The organism is Sinorhizobium medicae (assembly GCF_007827695.1).
GTDB lineage: Bacteria > Pseudomonadota > Alphaproteobacteria > Rhizobiales > Rhizobiaceae > Sinorhizobium > Sinorhizobium medicae.
In genome coordinates, this window is the sequence record NZ_VITA01000003.1 from 51049 (window position 1) to 76260 (window position 25212).

Below are 25212 nucleotides of genomic sequence, written 5' to 3' on the forward strand. Positions count from 1 at the left end.
ACCTCATGAAAATGCGCGCAGAAGCAGGACAAGGCCTGAAGCCGCCGAGACGACGAGAACCACGAGTTTCACATGCCCTCGGTCCACAAGCCGCCGTCCCCAGCCGGACAAGAGGAAGCCCAGAAAAGCGAAGGGGAGCATGGTCCCCGCGAGAAGGAGGTCGGAGGAGCCGAAACTGCCGGCGACAAAAAGCGCCGCGATCGAGATGACGCCGCCGACGACAAAGAAGGCGTTCAAGGTCGCACGCATGCGCGCCCCGCCGGTATTTTGATAAACCATCGCCATGGGGGGAGCCCCGATCGAGGTCAAAGTACCCATGAAGCCGGACAGGACCCCGGCAAAGAACAGCGAACGGCGCGTCGTTTCGATTTTCAACCCGAGAAGGCTAAGCGCCACGGCGAAGAGCACGCCCAAGCCGAAAACGGCCGCGAAGGCATCCGGGCTCAGCAATTGCAGGCAGAAAGCGGCCGCCCCTGCCGCCAGCAGGCGGCCAGTCAGGGAGAAGGCCAGATCCTGCCTGCTGACGTCGCGCCATTCCCGAACCATGCCGCCGGCGCTCACGGCAATTGCCATGGCCAGCATCGGCCCCGGCACGAAAGCAGCATCGATGATGGCGAGCATCGGCGCGGCGAGCATGTTGAATCCGAAACCCGTGGAACCCTGAACGGCGCCGGCAAGAACGAGCGCGAGGGCCGCGGCTATCCCCTGGGGACTGAGCAACAGATCCATCATGCGTCACGATTCCAGCAGGCGGCAAAATGGTCGCCTGACTTGCGCAGGAGTTGCGGCTCCTCTTTGCGGCACCGATTGCTCGCAAGCGGGCAGCGCGGATGAAAGCGGCAGCCCTTTGGCGGGTTGGCGATGTCGACCGATTCTCCCGGAGGCACGATGCGCCGCCGCGCGCGCTGGAGCTTCGGATTGGCGACCGGAACCGCGGAAAGCAACGCTTCCGTATAGGGATGGATCGGCCGTTCATAGATCGCTTGGCGCGGTGCGATCTCGACGATCCTTCCCGCATACATGATCGCCACCCGATGCGAGATGTGCCGCACGATGGCGAGGTCATGGGCGATGAAGAGATAGGAAATCCCGAGATCGCGCTGCAGGTCCTGCATGAGGTTGACGACCTGGGCCCGCACCGAGACGTCGAGGGCGGAGACGGGCTCATCGGCGACAATGAGCGCGGGCTTCAAAGCCAAGGCTCTTGCTATACCGATCCGCTGGCGCTGCCCGCCGGAAAAGCTGTGCGGATAGCGATCGGCGGCATCACCGGGCAACCCCACCCGCTCCAGCAATTCGGCAACGGCGGTCCGCGCCTCCTCCGCGGATGCGGCGAGGCCGTGAACGATAAGCGGTTCCGCAACAATGCTGGACACCTTCATGCGCGGATTGAGCGAGGTATAGGGATCCTGCAGCACGATTTGCATTCGCGCCCGCAGGCGCCGCAACGCTTCGCCCTGCAAATTGGTGATGTCCTCGCCGTCGAAGACTATTCGGCCTTTCGCCGCGGGAATGCGGCGAAGAACGGCGCGGCCGACGGTCGTCTTGCCGGAGCCGGACTCGCCGACGAGGCCAAGGGTTTCGCCGGGCGCCAGTTCGAAACTGACGGCACTGACGGCACTGACGCTCCGCCGTTTGCGGAAAAGCCCGCCGGACGAGAGCTCGTAATCGATGGCAAGGCCCGAAACCGAAAGCACTGGGGCGGCGGTCATACTGCTTCCCTCCATGCCTGCTCGCCGGCTTTCCGGCAGGCGACGGTGCCTGATCCGACCGCACGGAGACGCTGGGGTGCCCGGCACCCCTCATCGCCTATCGGACAGCGCGGCAGGAAAGCGCAGCCGGATGGAGGCCGCAAAAGCCCCGGCGGGGCGCCATCTATTGCCGTCAGCCGCTCCTCGTCAGCATCGAGCCCTGGTGTCGAGCGTATGAGGCCTTGCGTGTAGGGATGCGATGGATTCTCGAATATCGCATCCACCGGACCGGTTTCGACGATCTGGCCCGCATACATGACGGCGACGCGGTGACAAAGTCCCGCGACGATGCCGAGGTCGTGGGTAATCAGAACGATGGCGAGTCCCATCTTCTCCTGCAATTCCGCCAGTAGCTCGAGGATCTGGGCCTGGATCGTCACGTCAAGAGCCGTCGTCGGCTCGTCGGCAATCAGAAGCTTGGGCTCGCAGGCTATTCCCATGGCGATCATGACGCGCTGTCGCATGCCGCCGGAAAACTCGTGCGGATATTGACCAAGCCTCCGCTCTGCTCCCGCGATGCCGACGGCCGAAAGCAGTTCCGCCGCCCGCTGTCGCGCCGCTCGCCTGTCAAACCCCATATGGAGTTCGACCACTTCGGCGATTTGGGCGCCGATTGTCATCAGCGGATTGAGGGATGTCATCGGGTTCTGGAAGATCATGGTGATCTCCCTGCCCCAGATCCCGCGTGCTGCACGGGTGACATCGACCCCGGCGAGCGGTTGTCCCTGCCAGAGAATTTCGCCGCCAGAGATACGGCCCGGCACGTCGATAAGCCCCATCACTGCCTGCGCCGTCACGCTCTTGCCCGAGCCGGACTCGCCGACAATGCCGAGCGTTTCGCCCGGCGCGACCGAGAGGGATACCCCGCGCAAGGCCTGAACGGTGCCGGCGCGCGTATCGAAACAGACATGCAGATTGTCGATCTCGAGCAGAGGCATGGTCATGCACCCACCCTCCGCCGGGCGCGGCGCCGCTTCGCCGTCTCGGCGCGCGCAAAACGCTTCTCGCGTTCCTCGGGATCGGTCGTCACCCTCAGCCAGTTGGCAAAAAGATTGATGGACAGCACTGTCACGACGATCGCAAGGCCGGGAAAAGTCACGAGCCACCACGCGATGAACAGGTAATCGCGTCCCGAGGCGACGTCGAGGCCCCACGAGGTCGCCGGTGGCTGAACGCCGAAGCCGAGGAACGACACAGCCGCTTCCGCCAGCACGATATTGGTGAACTCCAGGATCGCAAGCGTCAAAAGCGGAGAGACGATGTTCGGCAGGATATGCCTGAAGATCACCCGTGCGGGGCGACAGCCGATCACTTCAGCGGCCTCGACATAAGGGGTCTGACGGGTCGACGAGACAATGCCGCGCACCAGCCGGGCATAGACCATCCAGTTCGTCACCGACAGGACCGCAACAAGCGTCCAGACGCCGGGCCCGAGAACCGCGACGACGAGCAGGATGAGAAGGATTCCGGGGAAGCTGACCTGGATGTCGACCAGACGCATCAGGACCGAATCCGTGCGCCCCCCGATGAATCCGGCCCATAGGCCGACGACTGTCCCGAGCGTCGCCGCCAGAAGACAGGTGACGGCGCCGATCGTCAGCGTCGCCCTTGCGCCCCAGATGATGCGGGACAGGACGTCGCGGCCGAGATTATCAGTTCCGAGCAGGTGTTCCCACGTGCCGCGCGCCATCCAGACGGGCGGCTTCAGCCGGGCCATGATCGACTGCGCGGCCGGATCGTACGGTGCGACAAGGGGAGCGAACAGGGCCAGGAACACAATGAGCAGGATGAAGGCAAGGCCGATGGCGGCGGCCTTGTCGTGCAGGAGTTCCGAGATCGCGCTGCGTGGCGCGCTCGTGGTGGCAGGGATGGGTGGCGTGAGTGACGCCGTGAAATCGGAGGCGGCCATCAGTTCAGTTCCATCCTCGGATCCACCGCCTTCGACAGGATGTCGAGCACGATGCCGATCAATACGATCAGGAACGCTATGACGAAGACGATGGCCTGCATCAGAAACAGGTCGCCGCGCTGGATAGCCTGCACAGCCGTGAGGCCCAGTCCGGGCCATGCGAACACCGTCTCGACCACGACGGTATAGCCGGAGAGCGTGGAAATCAGCTCCCATCCGGAAATGGAGAGAAAGGGAACAAGGATGTTGCGCAAGGTATGGACGCGCAGGATCCGCGTTAGCCCGAGACCCTTCGCCCGCGCCGTCTTGACGTAGGGCTTGTTGAGCTCATCGATCATCGACGCGCGCACCATCATCGTGAAGCGCGCAAGCGGCGTCAGCGACAGGGTCAGGGCAGGCAGAACAAGATGCGCGGCCGTGCCCATGCCGGAGGTCGGCAGCCATTTGAGCGTGACCGCGAAGATCACGATGGCGACGAGGCCAAGCCAAAATTGCGGCATCGCAAGCCCGAGAAGTCCGACCGACATCGTCAGCCGATCGACCAATCCGCCTGGCCGCAGCGCCGATACGGCGCCAAGAGGGATCGATAGCATGACCGCCGCGCCGAGCCCTGCCGCGATCAGCAGCAGCGTGTTCGGCAAGCGCTCGAATACGACCTCTATAGCAGGGCGCCGCTGCCAAAGACTGTTTCCGAAGTCCAGTGTGGCGATATCCCCGACGAACCGCAAGAATTGCGTGACGATCGGCTGATCCAGGCCGATCTGCTGGGCAAAGGCAGCCCGTTGCGCCTCCGTCGCGCTGAGCGGCAGCATCAGTGCGACTGGATCGCCCACCAGCCGTGTCACGACGAAAACAGTCGCTGTCACGCCGAAAACGACGAGTATCCCCTGGAACAGGCGGCGGACGATGAATTCCAACATATGAGGCATTCCTGTAATCGAGGCGACCCCTGCCGCGAAACGAACCCGCGGCAGGGGCGAACTCCTGCGGACGGCGCTATTCGGTGACCTTCATTTCGCTCACCATCATCTTCGCGTCGACACGTGGCTGCCATTCCATTCGTTCCGACATTCCGTAGATGTCCTGAAGATTAAACAGCGGCACCGTGTAGTTCAGGTCATGCCCCTTCTTCTGGATCTCGTCGTAAAGCGCCTTGCGTTTGGCCGTATCCGTTTCGAGGCGCGCCGCCTCGATCAAGGTGGCCATCTCGGCGTCCGAATTCGAGGCCGCAGCACCGTCCTTGTGGTAGATGAAGGACATTTCCCGCTCGGCATCGAGCAGCTCGTTGGAATTGGCGATGAAGATCGCGTCGGGACGGGGCCCGTCGCCCATCAGGCTGTCGAGATATTGCGAGAACTCCTGTATGTCGGTCGTGACGTTCAGTCCGGTCTCGGCCCAGTAACCCGCAACTGCCTCGATCTGCTCACGGTCCTTCAGCCAGCGGCCGGATTCGCCGACGACGACGAGAGGCTTGCCCTCGGCGCCTGCCTCCTTGATCAGCGCCCGCGCCTTCTCGATGTCGTAGGGATAATGCTCCAGCTTTTCGTTGAAGCCAAAGGCGGCCGGATTGATATGCGACCCTTTGGCGATCGTCGCGTAACCCATGAAAAGGCCCTCGACCATGGCCTTGCGGTCGATGGCGAGGTTGAGCGCCTCGCGTACCTTGGGGTCTTTCGTTACCTCATTGTCCGTGCCCAGAACAAAGACGGATGTCTCGAGGCCAGGAACGGCGGCGAACTTCGGCACATTCGTCGTGAACTCCGGCAGAAGGTTCGTAATCACGTCGAATTCGCCGGAAAGCAGTCCGGAAAGGCGCGTGCCCGGCTCCGTCACGAAGCGGTAAGTGACGTCGTCGATCTGCGGTTCCCCTCCCCAGTATTCGCTGTTCGCGACGAGCTTCAGGTCCGTGCCCCGGTTCCAGCTTTCGAACTTGTAAGGGCCTGTCCCGACCGGCGCACCGGCAAGATCGCCGTCCTTGGAATAGCCCGGCGCGATCATCTTCATCCAGTACATGCGCGAAGGCAGGATCGGATCCGGGCCTGTCGTGACAAGGTTGACGGTCAGGTCATCGACCTTTTCGGCCGCCTTGATCGTGCCGAAATACGCCATCTGCTCGGAATTGTTCGCGGGATCAATTACACGCGCGACGGAAGCGACCACTGCATCGGCATTGAAGGGTTCGCCGTTGTGGAACTTGACGCCCTCCCGCAATTCGAACTGCCAGGTCGTGGCATCGACCTGTTTTGGAGCCTCCGCGGCAAGGCCCGGCACGAGTTCGCCGGTCGGCGTCCGTGCCATCAGCGTCTCATAGATGTTGTCGTTGACCTGCCGCTCGCCGCCGTCATCCCTGAGCTGCGGGTCGAGCGTCGAAGGCTCCGACCCGATGGCGATGGTGATGGATTGGGCCCATGCGGGCGAAGAGGCAAGTGTGGATGCCAGCAGCATCGCAACGCCGGCAGTCATTCTCCGGATCTTCTTCTTCATTTTAGTTCCCCTATTCTTATTCAGGTTTCACATGGTTCCATCGTTCCATCGGGGCGCTCCCCGTTGGAAAGGCAAGGCTTGCGGCGTTTCCGAAGTCCGGAGGAGTTCCAGCCGCAAATCGCGATGGATCCGCCCTCTCGTAATTCTCGGCAATGTCGAGCAGCCGATGCTCCGAGCCCGGCACGCCCATGATCTGCACACCAATCGGCATCCCTTCGCTCGAAACACCGGCCGGAAAGGCGAGAGCGGGAAAACCTGTATAATTGGCAACGATATTCGGAATTGGCTCCTTCATGAAATAGAAGGAATCGACCGACGCAAGCGGTCCCGGTGGCGCGAGCGCGCCGGCGACCAGCAGGCAATCGACGCTTGAGATAGCATCGAAGAGCCGCCGCGTCAGAACAGGGCGCAGACGTTCGGCAAGCCGGTAGTCTTCGGCCGTTATCCCTTCGCCGACAAGGGCGCGAGCACGGAATATCGCGCCGAACTTGTCCCAGGCCGCACGGACGGAAGCGGCATGTTCTGCAGCAATCTCGGCCATCATGAGGATGGTGGCCGGGGCATGAAAGTCGTCCAGCGAAGGAAGCTCGAGTGGAACGATCTCCGCGCCTTCCGACCGGGCGACGTCGATGGCGCCCTCAAGGCCCGTCTGCACATCCGGATGCATCAGTGGTCCAACACCCCAATCATCCGACGGGACACCGATCCGCAAACCGTGCAGGGACCCCGAGCACGGTGGGCCGGGGCTGCGCCCGGCCATGACGTCGAAGAGGATGCGGGTATCGTCGGCGGTCCGGGCGACCGGCCCGACGTGGTCCATCGTGGCCGCAAGTATGGCGATGCCGTCGAGCGGCAGCGTGTCGCGACCGGGCTTCAGGCCGAAGACGCCGCACATAGTTGCCGGAAGCCGGATCGAACCGGCCGTGTCGGTCGCCAGCGATCCAAGACAGAGACCGGCCGCCACCGTGACGCCGGACCCGCTCGACGATCCACCGGGAAAGCGGTCGCGATTCCAAGGGTTGCGGGCCGGCGGATAAGGCAGATCGAAGGACGGGCCGCCGAAAGCAAGCTCATGGCAGTTGGCCTTGCCGAGCGCAATTCCGCCTGCAATCTTCATGCGGGCGACGACGGTCGCATCGGTTGAGGCCATGCGCCCTGCCCGCGACGCCGAGGCCCCCGCGGAGGGAAGGCCGGCGACATCGGCTATATCTTTGATCGAGAGCGGAATGCCGGCAAGGGCGCCCGCCTCTCCTCCGGCAGCAAGTTGCTTGTCCAGGTCGCGCGCGGCCTCCATCGCTGTCTCGGGTGCCGGTACGTTGAACCCGCAGATTGCATCATCGAAGGCCATGATCCGGTTAAGGAAATAGCTTGTCACTTCGACAGCGGAGATCTTCCGCGACCGAACCATCGCAGCAAGTTTCCTTATCGGCAAGGTTTCAAGCACAGTCATGGCCGATTTCGTCCTGTATCTGCCTTTCGGCGACACGGCGTGCCCGCAACGCCACGTCGTCGAGTATCGCGAGGCCGCGGGCAAACTCCGCGATCTCGATCTCAGAGGCCCCATCGGGCAACCTGACCTTCGAGACCGCCCTCAATTGCGGCTCGATCTTGTCGCCATCATTCATTGACCTTCATTTCCTTGACGATGATCTTTGCATCGACCCGCGGCTGCCATTCCATCCTTTCGGACATGCCATAGATGTCCTGGTGGTTCAAAAGCGGCACGTCGTAGGCTTCCTCATGCAGCTTCTTCGTGATGGCGGCATAGGCGGCCTTTCGCTTTTCCACATCGACCTCCGAACGCGCTGCACGGATTGCCTCGCCTAGCGCCTTGTCGCTGTTCGAGGCTCCACCCTGACCCGGTTCGTAAGCGAATGCCATTTCACGATCGGCGTCGAAAAGCTCGTTCGAGTTGAGGACGAAATAGCTGTCAGGCCGATTGCCCATGTCGAAGATCCTGTCGAGATAGACCGAGAATTCGAGGATCTCGACATTCACCTTCAGTCCGACCTCGGTCCAATAGGCGGCAACCGCCTCGATCAATTCCCGATCCTTCAGCCAGCGCCCCGCCTCGCCCACGAGATTGATCGTCGTCCCCGTCGCTCCCGCTTCCTCGATCAGCTTTTTCGCACCGGCTGGATCGTAAGGCCAGCTTTCCAGACCATCGTTGTAGCCGAACGCGCCCGGCAGGACGAGTTGCCCCTTCGTCACCTTTGCATTCCCGGCAAACAGGCTTTCCGCAAGGCTCCCGCGATCGATCGCCATGTTGAGCGCCCGACGCACCCGCACATCCTTCACAGCCGGATTGTCTACGCCGAGGATGATCACCGAGGTATCGAGCCCGCTTACAGACTTGGCCTGCGGCACGGAACCGGCAAATTCGGGAAGGAGATTGACGATGACGTCGAATTCACCGGCCATGAGACCGGAAAGCCGCGTGCCCGCCTCGGTAACGAAGCGGTAGGCCACTTCGTCGATCTGCGGCTCACCACCCCAGTAATCGGGGTTGACGGTCAGCGTGATACTGTTTCCGCGGTCCCAGTTGCCGAATCTGTACGGCCCGGTCCCGACCGGCTTCTCAGCGATGGCGGCGTCCTTCGAATAGCCGGCAGGGATCATCTTCAGCCAGTACATCCGGGCTGGTAGGATCGGGTCGGGGGCGGACGTGATGATGCGGACAGTGCGCTCATCGATTTTTTCGGCACCCGAAAGCGGACCGAGATACGCCATCTGCTCCGAACTGTTCGCCGGATCGATCACCCGCTGCACCGAGGCCACGACGGCATCGGCGTTGAACGGCTCGCCATTATGGAACTTGATGCCTTCACGGAGTTTGAACTGCCAGGTCCTCGCATCCACCTGCGTCGGCGCTTCTGCGGCAAGGCCCGGCACGAGTTCGCCGGTGGCAGTGCGCGCCATCAGCGCTTCGTAGATATTGTCGTTGACCTGTCGCTCACCTCCGTCATCGCGGAGCTGAGGGTCGAGGGTCGAGGGCTCCGAGCCGATCGCGACGGTGATCGACTGCGCCCAGGATGCCGAAGTTGAAAGAGTGGACGCGAACAGGACGGCAAGGCCGGCGGCCAGCCCCAAAATTCTTGAGTTCATCTGTGTTCCCCCTTGTTTTGCGCCCTCGATAGGCCAAGGGCAAAAGCGTAAGCGATCATGCCGAGATTCCTTCGATGTGCCGTTCTGTGCGGGTGTCATCGTAGATGCCAGCGTTTGCGAGCGAGGATAGAGCCACGGGCCGCAACGGCCAACGGCAAACGCCCGTTTCGGCGAAGTCTGGCGGAGAGGCTGGCACTCCCGCTGACCGACGCAGTTCGGACATCAGGGAAAGCGCCCATTCGGAACAGAAGCGTCCCTGGCACGCGCCCATACCGAATCGCCCGTTGAGCCGCAATTCTCGTGCTGAAACAGCGTCAGGCCCGGCCAGCTGCTCCTTTAAGTGGCCGATCGTCCGGCCCTCGCAACGACAGATCACGGTTTCGTCGGGACAGTCCCTCAGCACCGTCGCGCCTTGGGCCGGCGCGAAAATGCGGGAAAGCCTGTGCTGCAGGGCGCGGTGGCGTCGCATGGCGCTCCGGCTGCCGCATGACGGTCGCCCTTCCAGCCGGGCTGCGGCTTCGCGGCCCGCTTCGGCTCCATCCGCTTCGGCGGCATGCGCTCCGAGGACTTCGCGCAGATCGCCTGCCCGCAAGATGACGAGCCCTGACGGGGGATCGGCCGTCAGACCGAAATCGTTCGCACGCAGCCCGTCATGAAGCCCGATACGGTCGACCTCGAACCGCTCCTCCCGTCCGTCTGGTGCACGCAGCCTTGCGCTAAGCATGTCGGCGGATTGGGTAATCTCCGTCAGGCGCGTGCCGCGCCGCCACAGAAAGCGGCGGAGAAGGACCGGCATCATCAGGACAGCCATATCCGGAAGGATGAATGGATGGGTCAGCAGACGGGTCGCTGCCAGGGGCCGCGAAACGGGATCTCCCTCCTCGACGACCGCCACGGGCGGATTGCCGGCTGCCGTCATTTGTGCGGCCAGTGCGAGCAGCAAAGGGCCGCTTCCCGCAAGCAGGACGCGTCCCTCCGGCACCCGGCCCTCTTTCAGCATCACTTGGAGACCGCCTGCTGCAGCGACGCCCGGCAAGTGCCAGCCCGGCCGGGGCCTCACCCGCTCCACAGCCCCACAGGCCAGGATCAGGGCGCGTGGCCGGCGGACCTCGACTTTTCCCGCTGCCCGGTCATCGATCAGAACGGCGCCGGTGCTGTCAATTCCCACAAATGCCCTGCGTGTCCGGACTTCCACGCGCGAGGCGGAAAGTTTCGCTGACAGAGACTGCCAGCGGCGCGCAAGCGACGGCAAAGCCGCTACCGGTGCCGCGCCCTCGGCGGGCTGACGATGGATGGCGCCGCCAAGCGCCGGCCTCTGCTCGCAAAGCACCACCGAGAGTCCTGATTTCGCGGCTTCGACGGCTGCCGACACGCCGGCCGGTCCACCGCCGACGACGATGATGTCAGCCTCACGCATCCCCGTCCTCCAGCGCCGTCACGATCATTCCGGCATGGACCGGTTCGAGGCAGGCCTCCGTTGTGCGCCCATCCACGCGCACGAGACAGCACTGGCAGGCACCGATGCCGCAGAAATAACGGGTTTGCGAACCGGCATTATCCTTTCCGAACCCATGGATGTTGGCGCCGGAAAGAGCGGCCGCAACGCTTTCGCCTGCACGAAACGGCACCTCGATACCCTGCCAGAAAAAGGTTCGGACGGCTGTCATGCCGCGATGCTCCCAGTTGCGAACCGCCCCGGATCGAACGGCGAAACATCCATCTCGGGCTCCTCTCCCCGGACGAGATCGGCCATGATCCGGCCCGTCAGCGGGCCAAGGCATATTCCGTCTCCTTCGAACCCGGCCGCAACGAAGAGATTTTCCGTACCAGGCATTCTGCCGATCATCGGCAGGCCATCGCATGTCGCGGTGCGGATGCCGGCGAAGCAGCGAAGGATGCGCAATTGGCCGAGCGCAGGCACCATCTCCTGCGCAGAAGCCGCAAGATGCGCTACCGCTTCGATGTCATTCTCGGGGATCGTCCGGCCCTCCTCTCGTGTGGAGCCGATCAGGAACTGACCCGTTTCGAGCGGATCTATGACGACACCATATCCGCGCGCATCCGCCTTCTCGCCCTCATGCTTCTTGCTAAGGAGATAGCTGCAGGACAGAAGCGAGCCCGGCAGGGCGGCATTGAGGCCCGGTGCCCGTTCGGTGACCAACTGCTGCCCCCGCCGCGGTCGCGACACATCGGGAAGTCCTATCAGCCTGCCCGCTCCGCCTCCGGCGGCGACAACGACCGCCGAGGCTTCGATGACCGCTCCCCCGACGCGAACGCCGCTGACGCGGCCGGACCGTCCCTCATATTCGAGCGAGGCAACGGGGCAGTAGCGCTCCACCTTTAGCCGGGCGGCGGAGATCAGACGCGAGACTATGCTGTAGCCAATCGCGTGCCCCTCGTCTTCAACTTCGAGCACCGCCACCACCTTTCGGGTGAGCGAGGGCAATCTGTCGGCCGCCCCGTCGCGGGTGAGCCAGCGGACCGGCGCACCGACCTCGCCAAGTGCTTTCGAATGGTCGGATAGCACATCGGCTTCCGCGTCGCTTGCCGCAACGAGGAAGGTCGGCCGCTTGTGGAAGAGGCCCTGAAACAATCCCTGTCCGGCGAGTTCGCGGTACAGTGCCGCCCCTGCCCGCGCCATCGTCATCATCGGGCCGGGCCGCTTGCTCGCCACCGACACTGCACCATCTGCAGCGCCGGTTGCCCCACTTGCGGGCGCCGAAGCGTCAAGCAGCCGTACAGGGGTCCCCGCCATCGCAAGAAACGCCGCAGTCGCGGTCCCGACAATGCCCGCACCGATGACAATGACCGGAGGTGATGAATGCTGCTCGCGCACCTGATCCGAACGCCTTGAAAAGAATATGTCGAATAGATCGTAGCGCGCCCGGCAAAAGCGCGTCGATAAAAGAACAAAGGCACGAGTTCGTAAAAAACTTACAACTTGCAACGCTATGGCTTGCGACCTTTCCGCTGTTCACCGTAACGTCGTGGGTGCGAAACGCCCCACGAGCCGCAGGAAGCGCACTTGCCCAGCATCAGTCTCTCCCTCGTCCAGACATTCTACCAGCTCGGTCGGACCGGCTCTTATACGGCGGCGGCGCGGGAGCTCAATCTCAGTCATCCATCCGTAGCGAACCATATCCGGCGGCTGGAGCACCTCCTCGGCGAGCGGTTGGTCATCGCCGAGCGCGGCGCAAGGCGGGTAGAATTGACGCCCAGGGGATTGGCGCTCTACGAGTTGATCCGGCCGGAATTCGACATCATGCTGACGCGTCTGACGCGACTGATGGAGAGCCAGCGTCCGGTGCTGCGGATCGGCATGCCACAGGGGATATCCCATGATCTCTTCCCGGGGGTCGTCCGGAAGTTCCATGAAAGCCGCCCTGACGTGGAGCTCGTGGTCTACGAGCGTGACACCGCGCTGGCCGCCCTGGTCCGCCAGGGCAGCCTCGACATCTTCATTGCGGAGCGGCATTTCGGCGATCCCGTCGTGACCCAGCAGCTGATCGGCCGTTACGGCCTTTCGCTCGTCTACCCGAGGTCATGGGGGCCCCCTCCTGCCGAGGCCGACATCCCCGAATGGGTCCGCGGGCGCCCTCTCATCCTACATGAGCCGGGACAGATAATACGCGACATGGCCACCGACTTCCTCGGCCGCAAGGGTGCGGTTATCGAGCCGCTGATCTCCGTATCATCCAGCGTCAGCATCAAACGTTATGTCGGCGAAGGCCTCGGCTTTTCCATATTGCCGTCCTGGTCCGCCGGGCCGGAAGACGAGACGATCATCCGGGTGGACCTGCCGAGCCTTACGCCTGTCCCGATCTATTTCGGGACTGCGCACTTCCTGAGGGAGAGCGAGACGGTCCGTGCGCTTTTCAACCATTGCCAGTTCGAGCTGTCCGGCCGCTAGCTTAGAGCCTTTCAGGCTTCAACCGGAATATTCAATCCGACCTTGACGCGGTCCATGGCCACAAACGTCCGGAAGCGCTTGACGTTGTTGTTGCCAAAGAAGAGGCGCCGGGTCAGTGCCTCGTAGTCGCCCATCGTCGGAACGATGATCACGAGAATGAAATCAGCCTCGCCGGTGACATAGTAGCACTGTTGGATCTCGGGCTCTGAGGCGAATGCCCTCTTCGCTTCCTCGATCTGCGCAGCCGTCTCGCTGATGACCTCCACCTCCACGAAGATGGTAACGGACTGGCCGATGGCCATGGGATCGACAATGGCCGCGTTGGCCTGGATCACGCCTTCTTTCGTCATCCGCTTGATCCGCCTCTGAACGGCCGGCGCGGACAAATTGACGGCCTCACCGATCGTTCGCTGCGGCGTGGTGTTATCGCGTTGAAGGATCGCAAGAATTTTCCGGTCGAAAGCATCGAGCTGCGGTGGCTGAACGGATCTGCTCAATTGTGCCCTCCGATGAAACAAACTTGCAAAACGGCATGGGAGTATCAGCGCAAATTTCACCTCAACTGCAATATTTTTTACCCCATCGAAGAACGAGGCGACCATGTTTCTGCTCAATAACCATCCCGAATACAGGCAACCACTCGATCCGGCCGATGCTGAAACGCTCGGTGTTGCCGCAGCCAATAAGGTCGAGAGGTTTCTCTCATTCCGTGAAAATCATGCCGAGACGCCACTGGTGGCCCTGCCGCGGCTGGCGGCCGAGATCGGGGTTAGCGCGATTCACGTCAAGGACGAAGCTTATCGTCTCGGGTTGGGGAGCTTCAAAGCATTGGGCGGCGCCTACGCCGTGATCCGGCTGCTTCTCGAGGAGGCAGGAGAAAGCCTCGGGCGCGCGGTTGACGTTTCCGAACTGTATTCAGCCGAAGTCCGCCCGGTCGCGTGTTCCATGACCTTTGCCTGCGCAACGGACGGTAATCACGGTCGCTCGGTCGCCCAAGGCGCTCAGCTCGTCGGGGCCAAGGCGGCGATCTTCGTACACGCCGGTGTGAGCAAGGAACGTGTCGCCGCGATCGCCCGGTTCGGGGCGGAGATAATCGGGGTTGATGGCTCTTATGATGACTCCGTGCGCGAATCCTCGCGCGTCGCGGAGGCGAATGGCTGGACAGTCGTTTCGGACACCTCATGGCCGGGATATGAGCGTATCCCGGGCCTGGTCATGCAGGGTTACGTGGCGCTTGTTCGCGAATCCTTGCGCCAAATGCCGGAACCGCCGACGCATGTGTTCATTCAGTCGGGCGTTGGCGGAATTGCCGCGGCTGTGGCTGGGCATCTGGCGGTCGAGCTTGGCGCCAGGCGTCCGACCTTCACGGTGGTCGATCCTGCCCGCGCAGCCTGCATCGTCGAGACGGCGCGCGCGGGACGTCCGGTGACTATTGCCCATGGCGAACCGACCGTCATGGCGATGCTCGAATGCAACACCCCCTCGCTGCTGGCCTGGCGCATTCTCGCGCGCGCTGCCGATGCCTTCATGACGGTGGACGAAGACGACGCAATTTCGGCCATGCGGCAGCTCGCCGATCCGGTGGCGGATGATCCGGCGATCGTGGCCGGCGAGAGCGGAGGGGTTGGTCTCGCAGGGTTGCTGAAGGCGGCTTCCGACCCGGAGATGAGGGCTGCACTGCGAATCGATGGACACTCGCGCATCTTCCTCGTCAACACCGAAGGTGCGACCGACCCCGGCAAATATGAGGAGATCGTCGGGGCTTCGCCGGCAGCGATCGCGACGAAGACCAGGATGTGAGCGCCCTCGGCGGAGAGAGGCCGGAAATCGATCGACCTGACGAGAACGGCTACCTTTGTTGAGACCACAATAAGTTGGAGCGGATGCGGGGGAGAATCCGCATACACGCTTTCTCTCCCGCTCAAGCCTCCTACCCCGCGAGCGGGGTCGGATCGCGCTGCAGCCATTTCGGTTGGGGGACGGCGTTCAGCAGGGCTCGCGTGTATTCGTGCCGAGGCGAGACGAAAAGAGCTTCCGTCTCACCCTCCTCGACGATCTTGCCTCGTTGCATCACCAGGATCCGGTCTGCGAATTGACGCACGATGGGCAGATCATGGGTGATGAAGATGTAGGAGAGGCCGAGGCGCTGGCGGAGATCGGCCAGGAGTTCGATGACCTGCATCTGGATCGACACGTCGAGCGCCGAGACCGCTTCGTCGCAGACGATGAGCTCGGGTTCGCTGGCGAGCGCCCGGGCAATGGCGATGCGTTGCCGCTGCCCGCCCGAAAATTGATGCGGATAGCGCTCCGCATGCTCCGGCTTCAGGCCGACAAGCTCCAGCAGTTCAACGACCCGTTCGTTCCAGCGTTGGCGCGGCAGGATATCCCGGTGGATCGCCCAGGGTTCTGAAATGATCGAACGGACGTTCATGCGCGGGTTCATCGAGCCGAACGGATCCTGAAACACCATCTGCACTTTCCGGCGAAATCCGTTGAGCGCCCTGCCCTCGAGCTTGAAGATGTCCTCGCCGGCAAAGAGCGCCGAGCCCGATGTCGGCTCGTTGAGCCTCAGCAGCATGCGCGCAATGCTGGATTTACCCGAACCGGACTCTCCGACGATGCCGACCGTTTCGCCGCGACGAAGCGTAAAGCTCACATCGTCGACTGCCTTGAACTCGCGTTTGGGCGCAAACGGGCCGGAGCCGAGCTTATAGTGCTTGCTCAGATCGGCGACCTGCAGCAGGACCTCCTGTTCGACAGGCCGGCTTCGCTTCTTTGGGTCGCCATGAGGCACCGCCGACATCAGCCGGCGGGTATAGCTGTGGCGCGGATTGGTGAAGACATCCTCGGCCCTGCCGCTCTCCACCACCTTGCCGGCATTCATCACGATGATCCGGTCCGCCATGGCCGCGGCGACCTCCAGATCGTGGGTGATCATGATCAGCGCCATTCCGGTTTCGCGCTGCAGGTCCCGCAGAAGGTCGAGGATCTGCGCCTGGACACTGACGTCGAGCGCGGTGGTCGGCTCGTCGGCGATCAGAATGTCCGGTTCGAGCGCAATCGCCATCGCGATCATCACGCGTTGCCTCTGTCCGCCGGAGAACTGGTGCGGATAGTAATCGACCCGCGTTTCCGCTTCCGGGATCCCAACCCGTTCCAGCAGGCGCACGACTCTTCCGCGCATCGCCCCGCCCTCGCCTGCGCCATGGCTTTCGAAAACCTCGGCGATCTGCCGGCCGACAGTATAGACCGGATTGAGATAGGCGAGCGGGTCCTGGAAGATCATGGCGATACGGCGACCGTTCAGTTCACGCCTGCCTTCGTTGTCGAGGCGGGAAAGATCGGTCCCGTCGAATACCAGGGTGCCCGAAACGATGTCGCCCGGGGGGCAATCGATCAGCCCCATCACCGTACCGGTGCTGACGCTCTTGCCCGATCCGCTCTCGCCGAGGATGACGAGCGTCTCGCCCGGGCAGACATCGAACGAGACATTGTCCACGGCGCGCACCGGATCACCTTCGGACAGGAAGTCCACCGTCAGGCCGTCGATACGCAGTATTGGCTTGTCCGACGCAGTCATCGCGGAGCCTTTCGCAGCGATTGCAGACGCCAGCGCTGCAGCGGATCGGCAACGGTCCGGGCCCAGCTGGCGAGAATGTTCAGGGACAGGGTCGTCAGCAGGATGGCGAGCCCCGGCCAGAAAGCGATCCACCAGGCCGTTTTCAGATAGCCGCGGCCATTGGCGACCATGGCGCCCCAGGTGAAATCCGGCGGCTGAATACCGAGCCCGAGGAAACTCAAGGAGGATTCGGCCAGAATGACGGTGGCGAAATCGATCGCGGCGATCGTCACCAGCGTGGGCAGCACGAGCGGGGCGATGTGGCGGAAGAGGATGCGTCCCGACCCCGCACCCATGGAGCGCGCAGCGCTCACGAACATGCGCTCCCGCAATTCGAGCACTTCGGCGCGTGCCGTCCGGATAAAGATTGGCATGCGGGTAATGGCCAGTACGATCACCAGGTTCGTCATGCTGGGGCCGAGCGTGTAGAGCACGATCAGCGCAAGGAGCAGCGAGGGAAAGCTCATCACCACGTCGGCAAGGCGAAGGATGACATGGCTGTACCAGCGCTCCGAATAGCCGGCGGCGAGGCCGAGGGTGCCGCCCACAGCCATGGAGCAGAAGACGGCGGCGGCGGCAATGCCGAGCGTGTTCTGAGCCCCGACGATCAGACGCGCCAGGATCGGGCGGCCAAGCGTGTCAGCGCCCAGAATGTAGATGAAGCCGTGTTCCAGTGCGAAAGGCGGCAGGTTACGCTGCCTGAGCCCGAGCTTGCCGGCAAGTTCGCCGACGAAGAGCGGCCCGACGAGGACGCAGACGATGAGGACGAGCAGAAACACGGCTGCGCAGAGCGCCAGTTTGTCGCGGGTCAGATAGATTGCAAGCTGCCGCAGCGCACCGGGCGATTTTACGGATGGCAATGCCAGTTCGGTCATTGTCGCCCTCCCTCAGTAGCGGATGCGCGGATCGAGCACTGCGTAGAGAAGATCGATCGCGATGTTGACGATGAAAATGGCGATTGCCGTGACGAGGATCGTCGATTGCACCACGGCAAAGTCGCGCTGGATGATGGAATCGATCATCAGCTTGCCGATGCCAGGCCAGCCGAAAATCGTTTCGACGACGACAGCGCCGTTGATCAGGCCGGTGGCCAGATCGCCGGCAACCGTGATGACGGGCAGCAGCGAGTTTCTGAGCGCGTGACCGAATATGATTTTACGACGCTTCATGCCCTTAGCATGGGCCGTCTTGATGAAGGGGGAGGCGAGCGCCGAAATCATCGTGCCCCGCACCACCTGTACCAGCAGCCCGAAAGGGCGCAGCATCAGCACGAAGATCGGCATGATCCAGTGCAATCCGGAGCCGGTGCCCGAGGTCGGCAGTACGCCGAGGCCGACGGCGAAAACAAGAATGCCTACAATCGCGATCCAGAAATCGGGCGTGCTCGCACCCGCCAGGGAAACGAGTCCGGCTATGCGGTCGAACAGGCTTCCGGGACGGGCAGCGGCCAGCGCGCCGACGACGATCGCAAGAGCGATCGAGAGCGTCATCGCGACCACAGCGAGCTTCAGCGTGGCCGGAAAGGCCTCGAGAGCCACCTCGATCGCCGACCGGTTCTGCCGCAAGGACTGGCCGAAATCCAATGACAAAAGGTTATGCAGGTACTGGAAGAATTGCACGTAGATCGGCTGGTCCAGGCCGTTGAGGCGTGCAAAGGCCTGGCGCGCCTCGAGGCTGGAGTCGAGCGGCAGGTAGAGCGCCGACGGGTCGCCGGTCAGGCGCGTGAGGAAAAAGACGAGCGTCAGCAGGCCGATCACCGAAATTACGCTGTGATATGCCCGCCGGCCGATATAGCCGAGCATCATGCGGAGCCTCTGGAATCCCTTGCAGTTCATGCGAGCGCGCGAAACAATCGCGCACTCGCCCGATGGCGGCACTTAATCCTTGAGGCCGATATTGGCCAGCGGGATCTCGCTGTTGGTCGTGATGTCCGGCTTCCACTCCAGACGGCTGCCCACCCGGGTGTAGCCGATCATGTGGAACATCGGGATATCGACCGCAAGCTCGTCATGCACCTTCGCGAAGATCGCCTTGAACTTGGCCGTACGGTCCTCGCCAGTGGCAGCCATGGCATCGGCGATCTCCTTGTCGAACGCCGCATCGTTGAAGGTCGAGTAGCTTCCGCCCGACGTATAGAAGATCGGAACGGTGAAGGCGGCGTCGCCCTTGTTGTTGTCATGCATCATCTGCAAAAGGTTCGGCCCGCGGCTTTCCGGGAAAGGCTTCTGCAGGTAGCGGAGCCAATCGTTCACGTCGAGCATCGTCAGCTTCACATTCAGACCGACATCCTGCCACATGGCCATCATGGCTTCCATGGCTTCCGTACCGTTGGGATAGATTCCGTTGCGGCCGATCAGTTCGATTTCGGTATCGACCGGTACGCCCGCAGCCTTGGCCTCGGCGATCAGCGCACGGGCCTTTTCGGCATCGAAGGCCCAGGGCGCCAGCTTGTCGTCATGACCGTTGATGCCGGTGACAACCATCTGCGAAGCACGCTGCACGTCCTCGCCGAAAAGCTGCGCAAGACCATCCCAGTCGATCGCAAGGTTCAGCGCCTTGCGAATCCGCACGTCGTCGAGCGGAGCGAACCCGGCATCGATGCGGATCGCTGTCGTCTCCGAGTTCAGATAGGCGAAGTCCGTTTCCGGATTGGTGGCATCCTGGATGGCGATGGACGGCGTCAGATCGGCCTCGCCGGTCTCCACCATGGCGGCACGGATCGAGGATTCCGGGCGCCAGACATAGCTCGCCCTGGCAATGGCCGGCTTCTCGCCCCAGTAGCCGTCAAAGGCTTCCAGCACGACAGTCTGTGGCGTAAAGCTCGAGAGCTTGAAAGGACCGGTCCCGACCGGATCGTTCACGGCCTTGTCCGCCGGGGTGTTCGGCGAGACGATCATGACCACGCTGAGCAGCGTCGGCAAAATAGGCTGCGGCGTATCCGATTTGATCTCGACCGTGAGGTCGTCGATCGGCGTGACGGTGAGCTTGGCATTGCCGAATTTGGCAATGTTGCTGCAGGTCAGCTTGCCGCCGGTCATGCGCTCGATCGAGAATTTGACCGCCTCTGCATTGAAGGCGGCACCATCCTGGAATTTGACGCCTTCGCGCAGCTTGAGCTGCCACGTGTTCGGATCCGTTTGCTTCCACTCGGTCGCAAGACCGGATGTTGGCTGGCCGCTTTTCGGATCGATGATCGTCAGCGGCTCGACCACGTTGCGGCTCAGTATCTGGCCGACATTGGTGATGATGGTACCGCAGGGCTCGAGATTGGCCGGCTGTTCCGGCAGGACGATCTTGATTTCCGAGGCATTCTGCGCCGCGGCATAGCCGGCCCATCCGGCGACCACCATGGCGCCCGCAATCACGCGAACAGATTTGTTTCCCATTGCATTCCTCCCCAGTTAAAACAACGACGATCGAAGGCGGGCGCCATCCTCCTGGCGCCTGCCTTATGCTTGTTCTCAGTTGCGCGACGCTTCTATCAGCCCCTGCAATATCTCCCGCTCTTCGCCGGTCAGATCGACCAGGGGCGGGCGCACCGGGCCGGGCGCAAAGCCGGCAAGCTCCACGCCCGCCTTGATGATGGAGACCGGATAACCGGCCTTGCGGTCGCGCAGGGCTGCAAACGGGAAAAAGAACGTCTGAAGGATCCCTTCCATCACCGCCTTGTCGCCGGCCCGCATTGCCCGATAGAAGCGCTGTGCCAGCTCCGGCACGAAATTGAACACCGCCGACGAATAGGTGGTAACGCCGACGCCGTTGAACCCTTCTGCGAAGAGCTCGTGGGTCGGCATTCCGCCTATGTAGCAGAGCCGGTCGCCGAGCTTGGCCGTCACGTGGCGCACGAGGTCGACTTTGCCGGTACCGTCCTTGAAGCCGATCAGGTTGGGGCAGGCCTCAGCCAGGCGCGCAACCGTGTCGGCATTCGCGATGGAATTGGCGCGGTTGTAGAGAATGACCCCGAGACCTGTTGAATCGCAGACGGCCTTCACATGAGCGTAGATGCCTTCCTGCGGCGCTTCGGTGAGATAGTGCGGCAGCAGGAGAATGCCATCGGCGCCCGCCGCCTCGACTATTTTCGCCGTCTCGACCGCAAGGGACGTGCCATAGCCGCAACCCGCAATGATCGGCACCTCGCCCGATACGTCCTTCGCCGCACGGGTGACCTCACCCACTTCATTCGGCGAGAGCGAAAAGAACTCGCCGGTGCCGCCGGCGGCAAACAGGGCCGCGGCCCCGAAGCCCGAAAGCCACTCCACATGACGCCGGTAGCTTTCGAGATTGAGCTTGTAATCCGACGTGAAGTGCGTGACCGGAAAGGACAAGAGCCCCGAACCGACACGCGACTTGATTTCTTCAGGCGACAATGAATTCCCTCCCGCGCTACGAGCTTTAAGATGGAGAATTCATATGATGACTTTTGAGATGAGTCAACCGACCTCGTCGGCTTTTTCGGTTTGACGCCAGGTTGTCAGCGATCGGTAGCGTTTGATCCCGGTGACCAGATGCCGGCGCATTGCCTCCCGCGCCCGGTCCGGATCCCGCGACAGGATCGCCTCGGCGATTTCGCGATGCTCCCGAAGAATGGGCTCGTCCCGATTCGGCAACGGATCGACGCCACCCATGACCGTCCGAAACTTCACGCGAGGAATCATGCGCCGCCCGACATGCTCCAGAAAAGTGCGGAACCGGGCATTGTTCGTGGCCGTCGCTATCGCCATGTGGAACTGGAAATCCGCTTCGTCCGTCGGCCTCCCTTCGGCGACGAGATGGGCGAACCGCTCTACCTGGGCCTGAATCTCGGCTTCCTGCGCTGGTGAACTTCGCGCCGCGGCAAGCCCTGCCGCTTCGACTTCGATGCCTATGCGCAGTTCCAGCTCCTCGATGATATCCGAAATCTTGTCCGTCTCGCCGGTAAAGAGCTTCATGCCCGGATCGCTCTGTCGCGGCCCTATTACAAAGACCCCGGAGCCTTGCCGCGACTCCACCAGGCCATCGGCCCGAAGTGCAGCGATCGCCTCACGCACGACGGTTCGGCTGAATCCGAACTTGTCGATCAAGGCCGGCTCGGTCGGCAACTTGTCGCCCGGCGCATAATATCCCGCCTCGATCTGCGTCCTTATGGCGTCTGCCACCTGCGAGGACAGCGACCGGCGACCGCCCCCTTTTCTCGTGCCCGGCATGAAAGCTCCCATACCACTCTAATTCATATTACGACTTACTGCGATCTCATCAAAGTCATCTTATGGGATTATTTCCAGATGCGGTACACAAAAACAGGGCGGCGCGCAATCCGGTGCCAAATAATCCTGATCTCGCGAGGCTTCGATCCAGATCGAGGCGGGAGCCACCGCCGGCTTTTCAAGCGAGAGACGCGCGACGCGTCTCGGTGTCGATGAGAAAGGCGGCCAGGGCTGCCGCGAGCAGGAAGGCCGAGAAAATACCGACTGCAAGAGTGAAGCTCTGCGCCACGACGAGCCCCATCAGCGAGGGCGCGAGAAGACCCCCGAGCCGCGCCATGCCGCCCGCCGCGCCCATGCCCGTTGCCCGCGATGCGGTAGGATAGAGTTCCGGCGTATAGGCATAAAGCGCACCCCAGGTGCCAAGCAGGGCGAAGCTCATGGTCAGGAGAGAGGCACCGATCAGCGTGCCCGATTCGGCCGCCACAAAGAGCAGGCAGCCAAGCGCCGACAGCAGGCAGAAGCCGATCAGCGTCGGCCGGCGGCCCCACTTCTCCACGCCATAGGCCGCGAGGGCATAGCCGGGTATCTGCGCCAAGGCCAGGAAGACGAGGAAGCCATAGCCGCGAACGAACCCGAAGCCCTCGCCCGCCAGTCGCGGAGGCATCCAGGTAAAAACGCCGTAATAGGATACCGAGACGAGGAACCAGATCGCCAGGATCAACAGGCTGCGCCTGCGCATATCCGCGGAGAAGATGCCTTCGCTCGCAACCGGCGGCGGCGAAACCAGCGACACGTCAGCGCCCAGTTTACTCTTGCCGTTTACGAGGAGGATACGCTCGACAATGGTCTTGGCTTCATGGGCTTTTCCGCGGCGCAGGAGATAGAGCGGCGATTCCGGCACGAGAAAACGCAGGCCGACTCCGATCAGCGCCGGGATCGCCGTCACGGCAAAGATGTAGCGCCAGGCATCGGCGACACCGGCAAGACTGGCAGCCCATGCGGCGAGCGCGACGACGAGCGTGCCGACGGCCCAGAATCCCTCCAGCATGACGAGCCAACGGCCGCGATTGCGGGCCGGCAAGAACTCCGCCATCATCGCGTAGTCGACCGGCAATGTACCGCCGACTGCAGCGCCTGTCAGAAAGCGCAGCAGAAGCAAGAAGGCAAAATTCGGCGCAAAAACCGAAAGCAGGCCGAAGAGGGCATCCAGGGAGACGGTGACGATCAGGACATGACGACGGCCGATCCGGTCGGCGAGCTTGCCGAAGGAGACGGCGCCAAGCAGCATGCCAAGGAAGAACAGGGTACCGGTCTGCAGCGCCTGCGGGATCGTAAGACCGAAAGTTGCGGCGATCGATGCAGCGGTGAAGCCGACCGCCAGCACCTGCATCGCATCGGCCGCCCACACCAGCCCGAATATGGCCATGAGCCGGCGCTGATACGCGCCTGTCCCGGCGCGGTCGAGCGCATCGTCCACTGTGATCGTCGTCATCCGCACCTTCTCCCGATGGCGATTCGCCCGCTCGATGCCACTGCGTCATGCTACATCAAGGCAGACATGGCGGAAGCGGGAAACGAGCTCGACCGGCCAGACGCCGGTGCATCCGCATTTGACTAACGCGAGCCCCGGTCGAAAGTGTCCGGGGTGATGCCGCGGTGCTGCAGAATGCTTCTGGCGATCTTCTCGGTCGGAGTGCGCGGAAGAGGCGCATCGGTGATTTCGAGATAGCGAGGAACCATGTGCCGCGGAGCGCGTGCCCGGAAATGGTCGAGCAGGTCAGCCGGCGTGAGCGTCGACCCGGACCGGCGCAATACCACGACCATGATGTCCTCTTCCGTGAACTCGGATGGCATGCCGAATGCGGCACTCTCGACGACGTCGGGATGCACTTCGGCCAAGGTCTCGACTTCATAAGCGGAAATATTCTCGCCGCGGCGCCGGATGGCCTCGTTCAGCCGGTGCTTGAAATAGAGCCAGCCATCCTCGTCCATGAAGCCTGCATCCCCGGAGTGATACCAGAGGTTTCTGAGCGCCTGTACGGTCTTTGCGTCGGCACGGTAGTAGCCGGAAAACATGCTCCAGCTCTTCCTCGGGCGCGAGACGATCTCGCCGACAGTGCCGGGCGGCACGGGCCTGTCCCTGTCGTCGACCACGGCCACCTCCCAGTCCGGATGGGGCTTTCCGCATGAGCCGGGCCGCGTGGCATCGACCGTGTCGAGAGCCACGAAACTGGTCTCCGTCTGGCCGTATCCGGTGACGAGCCGCATGCCGAAGCGGCGCTCGAAGGCTTCCTTGTCGGGCACCATGGGAATGCATTGGCAAACCCGCACGGGATTGCCGCGGTCGTCTTTGCCGGGCGGCGCCCGCATCAGTATGACGGCCATGGCTCCCAGGAGATTGGTCGCCGTCGCACCGCTGCCGCGCACCTGCTCCCAGAAGCGGGAAGCGCTGAAACCCTCGACCAGTGTCGCCCGGGTGCCGTAGATCAACGGCAGATACACGCCGAACATCTGGGCATCGGTATGAAACAGCGGCAGCGCCGAGAAATAGCTGTCCTGCGTCGTGTAGCCGAGATTGGCCGCCATGGCCGCGGCCCAGGAATAGCAATGGTGATGCGACATCAGCGCGCCCTTGGCGGGACCGGTCGTGCCGGATGTGTACAGTATCGCCATCGGGTCGGAGTAATGGATCGTTGCGAGGTCGGGGGCCGACGGGGTCGCGAGACACTCCTCGAAACGCACGATACGGCCGATCTTCACACCCGCCGCGCGCGCGTCGCCGGGATCGGCGCCGACCAGTACGAGCGTTCGCACATCCGGCAGATGCTCCTGAACTCTGGCAAGCTCCGTCAGCGCACCGGCGTCGGCAACGAGAACCTCGGCGCCGCAATTGTTCAGATTATGACACAGGAGGTCGCCCTTGAGGCCGGGATTGGTGGGAACTTCGATCGCGCCGAGATTCGAGAGGGCGAACCAGATCGCAACGAGCTCGAAGCAATTGGGCAACAGCATCGCCACCCGGTCGGACCGGCTGACGCCCAGCGCGCGCAGCCCGTTGGCCAAGCGCCACGACACGTCCAGCATGTCTTCGAAGCTGGTCGCCCGCCCGCAGACGTCGATAAAGGACCTGGACCCGTGACGCTCTGCCTGCCTCAGCAGGATTCTCGACAATACGCGACTTTCGATCTCGCCGTCGTGCAGGCCCGGAATGGCCGATTGAGAAGCGTAGTCGGCTTTTGTGTCAAACACTG

Annotated in this window: 23 protein-coding genes; 2 read left to right on the forward strand and 21 right to left on the reverse strand. The window is 62.8% G+C overall.

Translation table 11 applies throughout. The annotated features are described in order from the left end of the window. Positions 1 to 3: 3 nt before the first annotated feature. The 12 genes from FB009_RS05800 to FB009_RS05855 all read right to left on the reverse strand — a co-directional run bounded on the left by FB009_RS05800 (position 4) and on the right by FB009_RS05855 (position 12085). Complete coding sequence (locus tag FB009_RS05800; protein WP_018012263.1) at positions 4 to 732, reverse strand: sulfite exporter TauE/SafE family protein; 729 nt, start codon at positions 730 to 732, stop codon at positions 4 to 6. Further along, positions 729 to 1712, reverse strand: a complete 984-nt coding sequence (locus FB009_RS05805; RefSeq protein ID WP_024324399.1) for an ABC transporter ATP-binding protein — start codon at positions 1710 to 1712, stop codon at positions 729 to 731. Before FB009_RS05805 ends, FB009_RS05800 begins: the two co-directional genes overlap by 4 nt. Continuing rightward, positions 1709 to 2695 (reverse strand): ABC transporter ATP-binding protein, encoded by a 987-nt coding sequence (locus tag FB009_RS05810; protein WP_018210230.1) that lies wholly within the window; start codon positions 2693 to 2695, stop codon positions 1709 to 1711. Before FB009_RS05810 ends, FB009_RS05805 begins: the two co-directional genes overlap by 4 nt. Continuing rightward, a complete protein-coding gene (locus FB009_RS05815) occupies positions 2692 to 3660 on the reverse strand; it encodes an ABC transporter permease (protein ID WP_011969954.1) in 969 nt (322 codons plus the stop codon). The genes FB009_RS05810 and FB009_RS05815 overlap by 4 nt, the downstream gene beginning before the upstream one ends. Continuing rightward, positions 3660 to 4580: an ABC transporter permease gene (locus FB009_RS05820; protein WP_024324400.1), complete on the reverse strand. Its 921-nt coding sequence runs from the start codon at positions 4578 to 4580 to the stop codon at positions 3660 to 3662. Before FB009_RS05820 ends, FB009_RS05815 begins: the two co-directional genes overlap by 1 nt. A gap of 76 nt (positions 4581 to 4656) precedes the next feature. Continuing rightward, positions 4657 to 6144 carry an ABC transporter substrate-binding protein gene (locus FB009_RS05825; protein ID WP_024324401.1) on the reverse strand — a complete coding sequence of 496 codons (1488 nt, stop codon included), beginning with the start codon at positions 6142 to 6144 and terminating at the stop codon, positions 4657 to 4659. 16 nt (positions 6145 to 6160) lie between these two features. Further along, positions 6161 to 7594 carry an amidase gene (locus FB009_RS05830; protein WP_024324402.1) on the reverse strand — a complete coding sequence of 478 codons (1434 nt, stop codon included), beginning with the start codon at positions 7592 to 7594 and terminating at the stop codon, positions 6161 to 6163. After that, positions 7581 to 7769, reverse strand: coding sequence for a hypothetical protein (locus FB009_RS05835; protein WP_011969958.1), 189 nt, complete (start codon positions 7767 to 7769; stop codon positions 7581 to 7583). Before FB009_RS05835 ends, FB009_RS05830 begins: the two co-directional genes overlap by 14 nt. Further along, the gene (locus FB009_RS05840) at positions 7762 to 9249 is read right to left on the reverse strand and encodes an ABC transporter substrate-binding protein (protein ID WP_024324403.1); all 1488 of its coding nucleotides are present in this window, start codon (positions 9247 to 9249) and stop codon (positions 7762 to 7764) included. The genes FB009_RS05835 and FB009_RS05840 overlap by 8 nt, the downstream gene beginning before the upstream one ends. Positions 9250 to 9304: 55 nt before the next feature. After that, on the reverse strand, positions 9305 to 10666 hold the full coding sequence (locus FB009_RS05845; RefSeq protein WP_018210234.1) for an FAD-dependent oxidoreductase: 1362 nt from the start codon (positions 10664 to 10666) through the stop codon (positions 9305 to 9307). Continuing rightward, positions 10659 to 10916, reverse strand: a complete 258-nt coding sequence (locus FB009_RS05850; RefSeq protein ID WP_011969961.1) for a 2Fe-2S iron-sulfur cluster-binding protein — start codon at positions 10914 to 10916, stop codon at positions 10659 to 10661. The genes FB009_RS05845 and FB009_RS05850 overlap by 8 nt, the downstream gene beginning before the upstream one ends. Then, entirely contained in the window at positions 10913 to 12085 is a 1173-nt protein-coding gene (locus FB009_RS05855) for an NAD(P)/FAD-dependent oxidoreductase (RefSeq protein WP_024311400.1), read from the reverse strand. Before FB009_RS05855 ends, FB009_RS05850 begins: the two co-directional genes overlap by 4 nt. Positions 12086 to 12274: 189 nt before the next feature. On the opposite strand from FB009_RS05855, the gene FB009_RS05860 reads away from it, so the two are divergent. After that, on the forward strand, positions 12275 to 13159 hold the full coding sequence (locus tag FB009_RS05860) for a LysR family transcriptional regulator (protein ID WP_011969963.1): 885 nt from the start codon (positions 12275 to 12277) through the stop codon (positions 13157 to 13159). Positions 13160 to 13170: 11 nt separating this feature from the next. Here FB009_RS05860 and FB009_RS05865 read toward each other — a convergent pair whose 3' ends face one another. Next, positions 13171 to 13656 (reverse strand): Lrp/AsnC family transcriptional regulator, encoded by a 486-nt coding sequence (locus FB009_RS05865; protein ID WP_011969964.1) that lies wholly within the window; start codon positions 13654 to 13656, stop codon positions 13171 to 13173. 103 nt (positions 13657 to 13759) lie between these two features. Between FB009_RS05865 and FB009_RS05870 the strand changes: the two genes are divergently transcribed. Continuing rightward, positions 13760 to 14959 (forward strand): diaminopropionate ammonia-lyase, encoded by a 1200-nt coding sequence (locus FB009_RS05870; protein WP_011969965.1) that lies wholly within the window; start codon positions 13760 to 13762, stop codon positions 14957 to 14959. A gap of 130 nt (positions 14960 to 15089) precedes the next feature. Here FB009_RS05870 and FB009_RS05875 read toward each other — a convergent pair whose 3' ends face one another. From FB009_RS05875 to FB009_RS05910, 8 genes are all read right to left on the reverse strand, one after another. After that, the gene (locus FB009_RS05875) at positions 15090 to 16739 is read right to left on the reverse strand and encodes an ABC transporter ATP-binding protein (protein WP_018210236.1); all 1650 of its coding nucleotides are present in this window, start codon (positions 16737 to 16739) and stop codon (positions 15090 to 15092) included. Continuing rightward, on the reverse strand, positions 16736 to 17653 hold the full coding sequence (locus FB009_RS05880; RefSeq protein WP_018210237.1) for an ABC transporter permease: 918 nt from the start codon (positions 17651 to 17653) through the stop codon (positions 16736 to 16738). Before FB009_RS05880 ends, FB009_RS05875 begins: the two co-directional genes overlap by 4 nt. 12 nt (positions 17654 to 17665) lie before the next feature. Further along, the gene (locus tag FB009_RS05885) at positions 17666 to 18580 is read right to left on the reverse strand and encodes an ABC transporter permease (protein ID WP_024311398.1); all 915 of its coding nucleotides are present in this window, start codon (positions 18578 to 18580) and stop codon (positions 17666 to 17668) included. Positions 18581 to 18655: 75 nt separating this feature from the next. Next, positions 18656 to 20164: an ABC transporter substrate-binding protein gene (locus FB009_RS05890; RefSeq protein ID WP_018012251.1), complete on the reverse strand. Its 1509-nt coding sequence runs from the start codon at positions 20162 to 20164 to the stop codon at positions 18656 to 18658. A gap of 75 nt (positions 20165 to 20239) precedes the next feature. Next, positions 20240 to 21145: a 5-dehydro-4-deoxyglucarate dehydratase gene (kdgD, locus tag FB009_RS05895; protein ID WP_018210240.1), complete on the reverse strand. Its 906-nt coding sequence runs from the start codon at positions 21143 to 21145 to the stop codon at positions 20240 to 20242. 63 nt (positions 21146 to 21208) lie between these two features. After that, entirely contained in the window at positions 21209 to 21973 is a 765-nt protein-coding gene (locus tag FB009_RS05900) for a FadR/GntR family transcriptional regulator (RefSeq protein ID WP_018210241.1), read from the reverse strand. Between the two features lie 166 nt (positions 21974 to 22139). After that, the gene (locus FB009_RS05905; protein ID WP_018210242.1) at positions 22140 to 23453 is read right to left on the reverse strand and encodes an MFS transporter; all 1314 of its coding nucleotides are present in this window, start codon (positions 23451 to 23453) and stop codon (positions 22140 to 22142) included. A gap of 122 nt (positions 23454 to 23575) precedes the next feature. Next, on the reverse strand, positions 23576 to 25210 hold the full coding sequence (locus FB009_RS05910) for an AMP-binding protein (protein WP_018210244.1): 1635 nt from the start codon (positions 25208 to 25210) through the stop codon (positions 23576 to 23578). Positions 25211 to 25212: the final 2 nt, after the last annotated feature.